General features: G+C 65.1%; 12 protein-coding genes. 9 read left to right on the top strand and 3 right to left on the bottom strand.

Annotation, left to right across the window (positions count from 1 at the left end; all coding sequences use genetic code 11):
- Positions 1 to 244: 244 nt before the first annotated feature.
- Positions 245 to 1,351 carry an amino acid ABC transporter permease gene (locus tag GGD65_RS33220; protein WP_183237987.1) on the bottom strand — a complete coding sequence of 369 codons (1,107 nt, stop codon included), beginning with the start codon at positions 1,349 to 1,351 and terminating at the stop codon, positions 245 to 247.
- A gap of 2 nt (positions 1,352 to 1,353) precedes the next feature.
- A complete protein-coding gene (locus GGD65_RS33215) occupies positions 1,354 to 2,541 on the bottom strand; it encodes an amino acid ABC transporter permease (protein ID WP_179740260.1) in 1,188 nt (395 codons plus the stop codon).
- Positions 2,542 to 2,629: 88 nt separating this feature from the next.
- Here GGD65_RS33215 and GGD65_RS33210 point away from each other — a divergent pair, with 88 nt between their 5' ends.
- From GGD65_RS33210 to GGD65_RS33195, 4 genes are all read left to right on the top strand, one after another.
- Positions 2,630 to 3,502 (top strand): MurR/RpiR family transcriptional regulator, encoded by an 873-nt coding sequence (locus GGD65_RS33210; protein WP_179740258.1) that lies wholly within the window; start codon positions 2,630 to 2,632, stop codon positions 3,500 to 3,502.
- Between the two features lie 3 nt (positions 3,503 to 3,505).
- Positions 3,506 to 4,855, top strand: a complete 1,350-nt coding sequence (locus GGD65_RS33205; protein ID WP_183237986.1) for an aspartate aminotransferase family protein — start codon at positions 3,506 to 3,508, stop codon at positions 4,853 to 4,855.
- A 10-nt stretch (positions 4,856 to 4,865) separates the two neighbouring features.
- Positions 4,866 to 5,879 (top strand): amino acid ABC transporter substrate-binding protein, encoded by a 1,014-nt coding sequence (locus GGD65_RS33200; RefSeq protein WP_183237985.1) that lies wholly within the window; start codon positions 4,866 to 4,868, stop codon positions 5,877 to 5,879.
- Positions 5,880 to 6,026: 147 nt separating this feature from the next.
- Positions 6,027 to 6,677: an aspartate/glutamate racemase family protein gene (locus tag GGD65_RS33195; protein WP_183237984.1), complete on the top strand. Its 651-nt coding sequence runs from the start codon at positions 6,027 to 6,029 to the stop codon at positions 6,675 to 6,677.
- Here GGD65_RS33195 and GGD65_RS33190 read toward each other — a convergent pair.
- Positions 6,674 to 7,321 carry a TetR/AcrR family transcriptional regulator gene (locus GGD65_RS33190; protein WP_183237983.1) on the bottom strand — a complete coding sequence of 216 codons (648 nt, stop codon included), beginning with the start codon at positions 7,319 to 7,321 and terminating at the stop codon, positions 6,674 to 6,676. The genes GGD65_RS33195 and GGD65_RS33190 overlap by 4 nt on opposite strands.
- Positions 7,322 to 7,476: 155 nt before the next feature.
- Between GGD65_RS33190 and GGD65_RS33185 the strand changes: the two genes are divergently transcribed.
- The 5 genes from GGD65_RS33185 to GGD65_RS33165 are packed head-to-tail and all read left to right on the top strand — an operon-like array spanning position 7,477 to position 12,226.
- A complete protein-coding gene (locus GGD65_RS33185; protein ID WP_007607931.1) occupies positions 7,477 to 7,686 on the top strand; it encodes a ferredoxin in 210 nt (69 codons plus the stop codon).
- Between the two features lie 54 nt (positions 7,687 to 7,740).
- Positions 7,741 to 8,961, top strand: a complete 1,221-nt coding sequence (locus GGD65_RS33180) for a cytochrome P450 (RefSeq protein WP_018315601.1) — start codon at positions 7,741 to 7,743, stop codon at positions 8,959 to 8,961.
- Positions 8,962 to 8,989: 28 nt separating this feature from the next.
- Positions 8,990 to 10,312: an MFS transporter gene (locus GGD65_RS33175; RefSeq protein WP_183237982.1), complete on the top strand. Its 1,323-nt coding sequence runs from the start codon at positions 8,990 to 8,992 to the stop codon at positions 10,310 to 10,312.
- Positions 10,313 to 10,315: 3 nt separating this feature from the next.
- Entirely contained in the window at positions 10,316 to 10,975 is a 660-nt protein-coding gene (locus GGD65_RS33170; RefSeq protein ID WP_183237981.1) for a sulfite oxidase-like oxidoreductase, read from the top strand.
- 27 nt (positions 10,976 to 11,002) lie between these two features.
- Positions 11,003 to 12,226 carry a bifunctional alpha/beta hydrolase/OsmC family protein gene (locus tag GGD65_RS33165; RefSeq protein ID WP_183237980.1) on the top strand — a complete coding sequence of 408 codons (1,224 nt, stop codon included), beginning with the start codon at positions 11,003 to 11,005 and terminating at the stop codon, positions 12,224 to 12,226.
- Positions 12,227 to 12,230 lie beyond the last annotated feature (4 nt).

Raw genomic sequence — 12,230 nt, 5'->3', positions numbered from 1 at the left:
GCATCCGACCCCCTCCGTCTTCCGGGAGTCGTCTTCAGAATCCGTCTTGCCTTCCAATGCAATAGCTAGACAAAACCCATATGCGATTCCCCTGCCTTGTTGTGGGAGAGGGTGGCTCGCCGCATAGCGGCGAGACGGGTGAGGGGTATCTCTCCACAAGGGACTCCCTCGCCGTCTGAATTCGACGATAGAACCCCTCATCCGGCGCTTCGCGCCACCTTCTCCCACAAGGGGAGAAGGAAGATCACCTCCCGCCCGTCGCTTCCAGGCTACGGCTGTACCGCGACATCGCGAAGCAGAACACAAAGTAGATTGCAGCGACGAAGATATAGACCTCGACCGAAAACTGTTGCCACGCAGGATCGATGATCGCCGTCTTCGCCGTCGTGAGCAGATCGAAAATGCCGATGATCAGGACGAGGCTGGTGTCCTTGAAGAATGCGATGAAGGTGTTGACCAGCGGCGGGATGACATGGCGGATCGCCTGCGGCAGGATGATCAGCCGGTTCTTGCGCCAGTAGGACAGCCCGAGCGCGTCCGCCGCTTCATACTGCCCGCGCGGCACGGCCTGAAGGCCGCCGCGGATGACTTCGGCGAGGTAGGCGCCCGCAAACAGGATGATCGCGATCTGTGCGCGGAGCAGCTTGTCGATGTTGAACCCGCTGGGCATGAACAGCGGAAACATCACGCTCGCCATGAACAGCAGGCTCACCAGCGGCACACCGCGGATCAGCTCGACATAGAGCACGCTGAGCGAGCGGATCGCCGGCAGCTTCGAACGCCGGCCGAGCGCGACGAGGATGCCGAGCGGAAACCCGAAAGCCAACCCGAACGTCGCCAGGATCAGCGTGACCGGCAGGCCGCCCCAGCGATCCTGCGAAACGAAGGAAAGGCCGAGCACGCCGCCCCACATCAGCACGCTGATGAGCGCGAGCGCGCCGATCCAGAGATAGATGAGTTCGCGCCGCCACAAAACGCGACGGGTCGAGAGAAAGTACAGTGCGATGAACAGTACGACCGACAGCGCCGGCCGCCACTGCTCGTCGAACGGATAGGTGCCGAACAGGATGAAGCGGTACTTTTCGGGAATGATCGCCCAACAGGCGCCGAGGCCGCGCACCGCGCGGCAGGCGCTGGAATCGTTCGCCGGGGTCAGCCAGACGGCATTCGCGATGCCCCACTGGACGAAGCTGAAGATGCCCTTGGCGAGGATCGCCAGCAGCACGACGGTGAGGATGCCGTTCGGGATCGACGAGAACAGATTGGTACGCAGCCAGCGCAACACCGGATTTCCCATCTGCGGGCGGCGGGCGGCGCGCGGCACCTCCGGCATGTCGGCGATCGCGGTCATGCTCAGCGCTCCACCAGCGCGATGCGCGCATTGTACCAGTTCATGAAGAAGCTGATGGAAAGGCTGATGGTCAGGAACACCGCCATGATCAGCGCGATCGCCTCGATCGCCTGCCCGGTCTGGTTCAGCGTGGTGTTGGCGATCGAGACCACGTCCTGGTAGCCGATCGCGACCGCGAGCGAGGAGTTCTTGGTCAGGTTGAGATACTGGCTCGTCATCGGCGGCACGATGACGCGTAGCGCCTGCGGCAGGATGATCTGCCGCAGCATGAAGCTGCGGCGCAGGCCAAGCGCGTTGGCGGCATCCCACTGCCCGCGCGGCACCGACTGGATGCCGCTGCGCACGATCTCGGCAATGAAGGCCGAAGTGTAGGTGACGAGCGCGATCAGCAGCGCGAAATATTCCGGCGCGAGCGTCAGCCCGCCGACGAAGTTGAAGCCGCGCAGCTCGGGCCATTCGATCTTCCAGGACACGCGAAGCAGTACGGACACCAGCACGGGCAATGCGAGGATGAAGCTCACCGCAAAGGGCCATACCGGCCGCGGTTTGCCGTCGCGCATCTGCTGCACGATCAGCCATCGCCGGATGAGATAGACCACGGCAAGGCCGAACACCGCCGTGCCGAGCACCCAAAGCTGCGGCGGGCCAAGCGGAATGGCCGGCAGGATCAAGCCGCGATTGGACAGGAACACGCCCTCGACCGGCCGCCATGCCGCGCGCGCGGCCGGCAGCGCCTGCATCAGCACATACCAGAACAGGAGTTGAAGCAGCAGCGGGATGTCGCGGAGCGTTTCGACATAGACGGCGGCAAGTCGTGACAGCAGCCAGTTGGCCGACAGTCGCGAGATGCCGATCAGGGTGCCCAGGATAGTCGCGAGCACGATGCCGATCACGGCGACGCGCAAGGTGTTGCCGATGCCGACGACGAAGGCCCAGAGATACGTGTCTCTCGGATTATAGGCGAGCAAGCTGTCGGCGATGGGCATGCCGGCCTCGCGTCCGAGGAAGGCAAAACCGGTCGTGATGCGGCGCGCCGAAAGGTTGGTGACGGTGTTGGACCAGAGAAAGCCGATGACCGCGAGCGCGATCCCGACCACCAGCACCTGCCAGAACAGGCCCTGCAGCTCGCGGCGTCCCCATGCGCCAAACAGGCGGCGGCGCGGTGGCGGTCTCGGCGTGTCCGATGTCACGGCACAAAAACCCTTCTTGAGAGGCAGCGATTTCCGGCGGTGCACGTCAACTGTTGCACCAATCTATATTTCGTGCAACAAATGTTTCATGGCCGAGCCCGCGAAATCCTCGCCGCTGAGCGAACTGCGCATTGCATTGCCATCGCTGCCGATGCGGCTGCAGGAAGTCGGGCGCTTCGTCGCCGCCAACGATTATGACGCCACCACCCGTTCGATGCGCGACCTCGCGGCCGAAGCCGGCGCCGATCCCGCCGCGTTCACGCGGCTCGCCAAGGCGATCGGTTATTCGGGCTGGGACGAATTGCGCGCGGCGCTGACCGAGGCGCGGCGACCATCGCAGACCTCGCCCTTCTCCGGCCGCGCCAGAAGCCGCCGGCCCGGTCCGAATGCCGATGTCGCGCTCGTCACCGACAAGCTCGAAGCCGAGGCCGCCGGCCTTCCGCGCATTCCGGCGCAACCGATCGCGGAGGCCGCGCGCTCCCTGCATGAGGCCAAGCGGATCTGGATTGCCGGCTATCGCAGCTGCCGCAGCGTTGCCGAGCTCCTGAACTACGAGCTTCGGCTGTTCCGCCCCGAGCAGGTGCAACTCGTCGGCGTGTCCGGCCCCGACGATCTCGACCTCGGCGCCTTCCGGCCGGGCGAAGCCGTCATCGTCATCGGCTTCCTGCCGTACACCCATGCGAGCGTCCGCGTCGCGCAAGCCGCTCATCACAGCGGCGCGACGCTGATTGCCATCGCGGACACCCTCTCTGCGCCGATGGCCGAGGGCGCCGACCATTTGCTGCTGTTCGAGGCGGCCTCCTCTCCCGGCTTCTTCCCGAGTCTCACCGGCGCGATCGCGATCGCGCAGTCGCTGGCTGCCGTGACGTTCTCGCTCGGCGGCGCCGCCGCGAAGAAGCGCCTGGAGAATACCGAGGCGCGGCTCACCGCTGCCTCCATCTACGTCTCAGAGAAAGGTTGACCCATGGCCGCTCGCACCAGCCGTGTGCTGCACCGCTCGCTCCGCGAGACGCCGCCCAAGGCGATCGGCGGCGAAGGCATCTATCTCTTTGCCGAGGACGGGCGGCGCATCATCGACGCCTCCGGCGGTGCGGCAGTCTCCTGCCTCGGCCATCAGCATCCACGCGTGATCGCGGCGATGGCAAAGCAGGCCTCAACGCTGGCCTACGCGCATACTGCTTTCTTCTCCTCCGAGCCCGCCGAGGCTCTCGCCGAGACGCTGGTCGGCCATGAGCCGGGTGGTCTTGCCTACGCCTATTTCGTCAGCGGCGGGTCCGAGGCGATCGAAGCGAGCATCAAGCTCGCGCGGCAATATTTCATCGAGCGCGGCGAGCCGCAGCGGCAACATTTCATCGCGCGACGACAGAGCTACCACGGCAACACGCTGGGCGCCCTCGCGGCCGGCGGCAACGCCTGGCGGCGCGCGCCCTATGCGCCGCTGCTCTCGGCCGCCTTCAGCCATGTGACGCCGGCATTTGCCTATCACGAGAAGCGCGACGGCGAATCCGATGCGCAGTTCGTGGCGCGGCTGGCGGCGGAGCTCGAAGCGGAATTTCAGCGGCTCGGTCCCCACACGGTCGCGGCGTTCCTCGCCGAGCCGGTCGGCGGCGCCACCGCCGGCGCGGTGACGGCGCCGGACGGCTACTTCAGGGCGGTGCGTGAGATCTGCGACCGGCACGGTGCAGTGCTCATCCTTGACGAGGTCATGTGCGGCATGGGCCGCACCGGCACCACGCACGCCTGGGAGCAGGAAGGCGTCGCGCCCGACATCCAGGCGATCGCAAAAGGGCTCGGCGGCGGCTACCAGCCGATTGGGGCGACGCTCGCGAGCGGCAAGATCATCGACACCATCCGCGCCGGCTCGGGCGCCTTTCAGCACGGCCACACTTATCTTGCACATCCCCTCGCCTGCGCCGCCGCACTGGCGGTGCAGGAGGTGATCCGCGAGGACGGCCTGCTCGAGCGCGTCAAGGAGCGCGGCAAGCAACTCGAACAGCGCCTGACCGAGCGCTTCGGCAATCACCGCCATGTCGGCGACATCAGGGGCCGTGGCCTGTTCTGGGCGATCGAGCTGGTCGCTGATCGCGCCAGCCGCACCTCGTTCGATCCTGCGCTCAAGCTCAATCAGAAGATCAAGGCGGAGGCTTTCGCCAATGGGCTCGGCTGCTATCCCGGCGGCGGCACCGTGGATGGCGTTCGCGGCGACCACGTGTTGCTGGCGCCGCCCTATATCGCCTCCGCAGAGGAGATCGACCTGATCGTCGACAAGCTCGGCACGGCCGTCGACAACGTGTTGCGTAGTGTCAATCACTGAGGGGAGTAGCATGATGAGGAAAGTGGTTATCGCAGCGAGCGTGCTCGCTGCATCGACAATTGTCGCATCCGCCGCGACGCTCGACACGGTGAAGAGCCGCGGCACGCTGGTGTGCGGCGTCAGCGCCGGCTTTGCCGGTTTCTCCGCGCCCGACTCGCAGGGCAATTACAAAGGTCTCGACGTCGATTATTGCCGCGCGCTCGCGGCCGGCGTGCTAGGCGATGCCAGCAAGGTGCGCTACGTCTCTCTGACCGCGCAGAACCGCTTCACCGCCCTGCAGTCCGGCGAGATCGACGTGCTCTACCGCAACTCGACGCAGACCTATCTGCGCGGCGTGACTCTGGGCTTGCGGCAAGGTCCGATCAACTTCTACGACGGCCAGGGCTTTGTCGTGAAGAAGGATCTGGGCGTCAAGGACATCAAGGACCTCAAGGGCGCCACCGTCTGCGTCGCGCAGGGCACCACGCATGAGGTGACGCTCGGCGATTACGGCCGCGCCAACGGCATCGACTGGAAGCCGCTGGTGTTCGACCGCGTCGACACCATGTACCAGACATTCTTCGGCGGCCGCTGCGATGCCATGACCCAGGACGCCTCCGCACTCGCCGGCGCCGTGACCACCGCCGCGCCGAACCCGGCCGATTACGTCGTGCTGCCGCAGACCATCAGCAAGGAGCCGCTCGGGCCCTTCACCCGCAACGGCGACGAGGTCTGGAGCGACATCATCACCTGGCTGCATTACGGTCTGATCGAGGCCGAGGAGCTCGGCGTGACGCAGGCCAATGTCGAGGAGATGGCGAAGTCACAGACGCCCGCGATCCAACGCCTGCTGGGCGCCTCCGGCGACCTCGGCTCGCGGCTCGGGCTCGACAACAAATGGCTGGTCACCGCGATCAAGGTCACCGGCAATTACGGCGAGATCTACGAGCGCAATGTCGGCAAGGCGAGCCCGCTCAAGCTCGATCGCGGCCTCAACGGCCTCTGGAGCAAGGGCGGCTTGATGTACGCGGTGCCGTTCAAGTAGACCGTGATCGTGTCCCGGACGCGCTGCGGCGTGCAACGCCGCTGCGCAGAGCCGGGACCCAGCGGCCACAATGGGCCCCGGCTCTGCAGCGCAATACTGCACATTGCGCTGCGTCCGGGGCACGAGACCCCTGGATAGCCACCTTAGATGACGACGTCCCCTCGCATCGCCCTGATCCACGCCCTCAAGCATTCCATCGCCCCGATCGAAGCGGCGTTCGCCAAGGCTTGGCCAGAGGCGCGGCTGATGAACCTGCTCGACGACAGCCTGTCGGCGGATCTGGCCCGCGACGGCGCGCTCAACGATGCCATGACCGAGCGCTTCCTCGCGCTCGGCGACTATGCGGCGGCGACCGGAGCGAACGGGATCCTGTTTACCTGCTCGGCTTTCGGCCCCTGTATCGAGGCGGTCGCGCGCGCGCATGCGCCGATGCCGGTGCTCAAGCCGAACGAAGCGATGATCGAGCGCGCAGTGACGATGGGCAAGCGGATCGGCCTGCTGTCCACCTTCCCGCCGACCCTGGCCTCGATGCCGCCGGAGTTTCCGGCCTCCGTCCAAATCGTGCCGAAGCTTGCCGAGGGCGCGCTGGCGGCGCTCGATCGCGGCGACCGCGCCACCCACGACCGGCTGATCGTCGAAGCATCAAAGGATCTGCGCGATTGCGACGTCATCGCGCTGGCACAGTTCAGCATCGCCTCGACGGCGCCTCTGGTGACGGAAGCAACCGGCCGTCCCGTCGTAACCACGCCTGACAGCGCGGTCGACAAGCTGATGAAGCTGCTGAAAGCGAAGGCTTAGGCACCTGTCGCTTTTCGACGCCGCGCGCCCTTGATCGCAGTGGCGAGCGCAGCCTTCGTTTCGCTGACGAAATCCTCAACCAGCTCCTCGCGCGTGGCGTGCGCGGCCTCGCCTGTGAACAGGCCCTGCTCGGCCAGCATCACCACGCCGTGCAACGCCGCCCAGATCTTGAGCGCCTGACGTTCGCGCAAATAGCCGACGGCGGGCGCTTCCAGGGCTTCGATCACGAGCGAGAAGGTCTCGCGCGTGGCCTCGTGCAGCTCGCTGCCCTTGTCGGCGCAGGCCACGGTGCGGGACGCGAACATCAAGCGGTAGATGCCGTTGCGCCGCAGGCCGAACTCGAGCGTCGCCTGCGCCAGCCGCGACAGCTTTGATTGCTTCGACGTCCCAGCCATGGCCTCTCGCAAGATCGCGCTGAGCTGCCTGAACGCCTCCGCCGTCACCGCTGCAAGCAGCGCCTCGCGGTCGGCGAAATGCCGGTACGGCGCCGGCTGCGACACGCCGAGCTGCTTTGCCAGCGCCTTGATGCTGATGGCCTCGGCGCCGCCCCGCTCCGCCTCGCGCAAAGCGGCCTTGACCAAGGCATCGCGAAGATCGCCATGATGGTAGGTATTCGCGGGCTTGCGGGCGAGTTGTGAGCGCATGGTGTGGCGAACCTATAAGTTTGCGCTTGACAGGGAAAGCCTGTCGCGAATGTAATAGCATATAACTTAAAGCCGACGGCGAATGCCGCGGATAAAATTGACATGAGGAACGCGCCGCCATCGGGCTACGCGCGGATACGACCGAGGATGCCGCCATGACAGAGCGACTGAGGGTTCACGTCGATCCCGACAAATGCCAGGGCCACGCGCGCTGCAAGGCCCTCGCGCCGGAACTTTTCGAGCTGGACGAATACGGCAACGCCCACGAAGCCGGCGACGGCACGGTCCCGCCGGGGCTTGAGGACAAGGCGTGGCTTGCCAAATCCAACTGCCCGGAAATCGCGATCGATGTGATCGAGGAGTAGCGCGCGGCCGCTCCCGCGTCCTTCCAGCGAACACGAGCCAAGGGATTCCCTGCCATGTCCGACGCCAGTCCGCCTGCCGCCCATCCGCCCGTCACCGACTGGGTCCATGATTTCGACCATACCGATCCGCAATGGACGGAGGATCCTTTCCCGATCTGGGACGAGCTGCGCGCAGCGAGCCCGGTCGTGCACACCGAGCGGTTCCTCGGCTGCTACATGCCGACGACCTATGAGGCGGTGCGCGAGATCGCCAACGACACCGAGCATTTCTCCTCGCGCCGCATCATCGTGCGCGACGTCCGTCCCGAGATCGCGAGGAACGCCGCCCCGCCGATCACCTCAGATCCGCCCGTGCACAAGCCGGCCAAGCAACTGTTGCTGCCGCCCTTCACGCCGGACGCGATGAAGAAGCTGGAACCGCGGATGCGCGCGATCTGCAACGAGCTGATCGACGGCTTCATCGCCGATGGCAAGGTCGACGCCGCCGCACGCTACGCCAAATATATCCCGGTTCGGGCCATCGCCCACATGCTCGGCATCCCCGAGAGCGACAGCGATCTCTTCATCAACTGGATCCACATGATCCTCGAGCTGGGCATCAAGGACGAGAGCAAGCTGCTCCAGGCCGTGCAGGAGATGAGCGCCTATTTCAGCGCGCATATCGAGGCGCGCAAGGACAAGCCGACCGACGATCTCATCTCCTACCTGATGAACGCCAAGGACAAGGAGGGCAACCCGCTCGAAGACTCGCACGTTCTTGGCTCGCTGCGCCTGCTCCTGATCGCCGGCATCGACACCACCTGGAGCGCGATCGGCTCCTCGCTCTGGCACCTCGCGAAGACGCCGGGGGACCGCGAGCGACTGATCGCCGAGCCGGGACTGATCCCGACCGCAGTTGAGGAACTGCTGCGCGCCTATTCTCCGGTGACGATGGCCCGCGAGGTGGTCAAGGAGACCACGATCTCGGGCTGCCCGGTCAAGGCGGGCAACATGGTGCTGCTGTCGTTCCCGGCCGCCAACCGCGATCCAAAGATGTTTCCGGACGCTGACAAAGTCGTGATCGACCGTCGCGAAAACCGGCACGCCGCCTTCGGCCTCGGCATTCACCGCTGCGTCGGTTCCAACCTGGCACGCATGGAGATGCAGGTTGCGCTGGAGGAATGGCTGAAACGCATTCCAGATTTCCGGCTCGATCCGGCAGGCGCGGTGACCTGGTCACAGGGCACGGTGCGGGGCCCCCGCCAGTTGCCATTCTTGCTCGGAAAGGCGATGTAGGCCTTTCCAGACAACGGAGAGGCCGGACGTGACTGAACAAGCAATTCAACCGGCCTCCGACCACATCGACATCGCCGACGCCAAGCGGCGGATCAAGGCGATCTTCATCGGCTCCATCGGCAATCTGGTCGAGTGGTACGATTTCTACGCCTACACCGCGTTCGCACTCTATTTCGCTCCCGCCTTCTTCCCGGGCAACGACCCCGTCGTGCAGCAATTGAACGTCGCCGTCGTCTTCGCGGCGACGTTCCTGATGCGGCCGCTGGGCGGCTGGTTCTTCGGCTATCTCGCCGACCATTTCGGACGGCGCATCTCGCTCACGCTCTCGGTGGTCTTCATGTGCTTTGGTTCGCTGATCATTGCGCTGACACCGACCTATGCCACGATCGGCTTTGCCGCGCCGGTGATCCTGGCGCTCGCCCGCGTCATCGAGGGCCTCAGCCTCGGCGGCGAATATGGCGCCAGTGCCACCTATCTCAGCGAGGTCGCCGACCCCAAGCACCGCGGCTTCTATTCGAGCTTTCAATACGTCACCCTGATCGGTGGCCAGCTCACCGCGATCATCGTGCTGCTGCTCCTGCAAAAGGTCTTCCTCACCCCACAGGAGCTGAAGGACTGGGGGTGGCGTATCCCCTTCGCGATCGGTGCAGCGCTCGCGGTCTTTGCCGCGGTGATGCGGCGCGGCCTGCACGAGACGGAGGCGTTCGAGGAAGCCAAGAAGGTAGTCAAGCCGACCGGCTCGATCACCAATTTGCTGCGTTATCCGCGCGAGCTGTTGCTGGTGGTCGGCCTCACCGCCGGCGGCACCGCGGCGTTCTATACCTTCACCACCTACATGCAGACCTTCGTCAAGCTTTCGGTCGGGCTGACCGAGGACCAGACCACTTTCGTGATCTTCGGCACCCTGGTCTTCGCGACCATCCTCCAGCCGATCTACGGCGCAATCTCCGACAAGATCGGACGCAAGCCGCTCTTGATCTTCTTCGGTGTCGCCGGCACGCTCGCGACCGTGCCGCTTTTGATGACCCTGAAGGAGACCAAGTCGCCCTTCGTCGCGTTCATCCTGATCTGCTGCGCCTGGCTGTTCGTCGCCGGCTATACTTCGATCAACGCGGTGGTGAAGGCCGAGTTGTTCCCGACCAACGTCCGCGCGCTCGGCGGCGGCCTGCCCTATGCCATCACGGTGTCGGTCTTCGGCGGAACAGCGCCTGCGATCGCGCTCTATTTCAAGAGCATCGGGCACGAGGAATGGTTCTACTTCTACCTCAGCGGCATCATCTGCCTGTCCCTGGTGATCTATGCTACCATGCGCGACACCAAGCACACTTCGGCAATGCATCGGCACGAGTAGACCATGGCTGACGAGACGCCATCCGACAGCAAGCTGACGCGCACCAAGGAGAAATGGGCGCGCGAGGGCCGCTTTCTCACGGGGAAGATCACGCGGCCGGAGGACCAACGGCTGCCGCCCGGCCAGCACCTCACCAAGGACTGGCCTGTGCTCGATCTCGGAGTCGTGCCGCCGGTGTCACGCGAGCGCTGGCGGCTCGACGTCTATGGCGCGATCGAGAGCCCCGTGTTCTGGACATTCGCCGAATTCATCGCGCAGAAGCAGGCCCGGTTCACCTCCGACATCCATTGCGTCACCACCTGGTCGCGCTACGACAATGAGTGGGAAGGGCTTGCCACGCGCGAGTTGCTCGCGGCCTGCCAGCCGCGCGAGGACGCACGCTTTGTGATGCTGCATTCCCATGACGGCTACACCACCAACCTCGCGCTGGAAGACTTTGCCGCCGAGGATGCGCTGCTCGCCCATAGCTGGTCCGGCCAGCCGCTGACGGAGGAGCATGGTGGCCCGGTACGGTTGGTCGTGCCGCATCTCTATTTCTGGAAGAGCGCGAAATGGCTCCAGGCCATCGAATTCCTGACCGAGGACGCACCGGGCTTCTGGGAAGTCCGCGGCTATCATAACCGCGGCGACCCCTGGGCCGAGCAACGCTATTCCGACGATTAGAATTCAAGCAGGAACGAGGGGAAGCCCATGCCGACGGAACGCTTTCAATTCACCGGCGAAGGCGGACATCAGCTTGCCGCCGCGCTGGAGTTGCCGGACGGCGAGCCCGCGGCCTACGCGCTGTTTGCGCACTGCTTCACTTGCGGCAAGGACACGCTCGCCGCCAAGCGCATCTCGGTCGCGCTGGCAGCCAAGGGCATCGCGGTCCTGCGCTTCGACTTCACCGGGCTCGGCTCGAGCGAAGGCGATTTCGCCAATTCGACGTTTTCTTCCAACGTCGCCGATCTGGTCCGCGCGGCCGACCATCTGCGCAATGCCCGCAAGGCGCCGTCGATCCTGATTGGCCACAGCCTCGGCGGCGCCGCGATCCTCGCGGCAGCCGGACATATCCCGGAAGCCAGGGCAGTTGTGACCATCGCGGCGCCATCCGATCCGGCGCACGTGACCGGCCTCTTCAGGCAGCATCTCGACAACATCCGCGCGCAGGGCGAGGTCGAGGTCTCGCTCGCAGGACGCCCGTTCCGGATCAAGCGCGAGTTCCTCGAGGACATCGCCGAGCACGAGCTGATGAAGGATATCACGGGACTGCACAAGGCACTGCTGGTAATGCACTCGCCGGTCGACGACACCGTCGGCATCGACAATGCGACAAAGATCTTCGTTGCGGCCAGGCACCCCAAGAGCTTCGTCTCGCTCGACCATGCCGATCATCTGCTTGCCAAGCCTGCCGACGCCCTCTACGCAGCCGACGTGATCACGGCATGGGCCAGCCGCTACATCGACAGCGCAAAGCCCGCGAAGGCGATGGATCTTCCCGAGGCGCCGCGTCAGGTCGTGGTGCAGGAGACGCGCAAGAGCAAGTTCAACCAGCTCGTCACGGTCGGACCACATCGTCTGGTGGCGGACGAACCCGTCGCCGCCGGCGGCGAGGATGCCGGTCCTGGGCCCTATGATTTCCTGCTCGCTGGCTTAGGGGCCTGCACCTCCATGACCATGCGTCTTTATGCCGACCGCAAATCGCTGCCACTCGACCGCGTCACGGTCAGATTGAAGCATTCCAAGATCTACGCCAAAGACTGCGCGGAGTGCGAGACACGCGACGGCATGCTCGACCAGATCGAGCGCGACATCGTAATCGACGGGGCGCTCGATGCCGAGCAGCGCAAGAAATTGATGGAGATCGCCGACAAGTGCCCGGTGCACCGGACATTGACGTCGGAGATCCGCATCGTGACGAAGGCCGTGGACTAGCGCC

Source organism: Bradyrhizobium sp. CIR18 (genome assembly GCF_014198295.1).
Lineage (GTDB): Bacteria > Pseudomonadota > Alphaproteobacteria > Rhizobiales > Xanthobacteraceae > Bradyrhizobium.
The sequence above is the reverse complement of the archived record's forward strand: the minus strand, read 5'-3'. Positions and strand labels throughout refer to the sequence as shown.

Excerpts from the sequence above, each read along its gene's own strand:
- GGD65_RS33220 (WP_183237987.1), bottom strand. The coding sequence starts at position 1,351 with ATGACCGCGATCGCCGACATGCCGGAGGTGCCGCGCGCCGCCCGCCGC.
- GGD65_RS33210 (WP_179740258.1), top strand. The coding sequence starts at position 2,630 with ATGGCCGAGCCCGCGAAATCCTCGCCGCTGAGCGAACTGCGCATTGCA.
- GGD65_RS33205 (WP_183237986.1), top strand. The coding sequence starts at position 3,506 with ATGGCCGCTCGCACCAGCCGTGTGCTGCACCGCTCGCTCCGCGAGACG.
- GGD65_RS33200 (WP_183237985.1), top strand. The coding sequence starts at position 4,866 with ATGATGAGGAAAGTGGTTATCGCAGCGAGCGTGCTCGCTGCATCGACA.
- GGD65_RS33195 (WP_183237984.1), top strand. The coding sequence starts at position 6,027 with ATGACGACGTCCCCTCGCATCGCCCTGATCCACGCCCTCAAGCATTCC.
- GGD65_RS33190 (WP_183237983.1), bottom strand. The coding sequence starts at position 7,321 with ATGCGCTCACAACTCGCCCGCAAGCCCGCGAATACCTACCATCATGGC.
- GGD65_RS33185 (WP_007607931.1), top strand. The coding sequence starts at position 7,477 with ATGACAGAGCGACTGAGGGTTCACGTCGATCCCGACAAATGCCAGGGC.
- GGD65_RS33180 (WP_018315601.1), top strand. The coding sequence starts at position 7,741 with ATGTCCGACGCCAGTCCGCCTGCCGCCCATCCGCCCGTCACCGACTGG.
- GGD65_RS33170 (WP_183237981.1), top strand. The coding sequence starts at position 10,316 with ATGGCTGACGAGACGCCATCCGACAGCAAGCTGACGCGCACCAAGGAG.
- GGD65_RS33165 (WP_183237980.1), top strand. The coding sequence starts at position 11,003 with ATGCCGACGGAACGCTTTCAATTCACCGGCGAAGGCGGACATCAGCTT.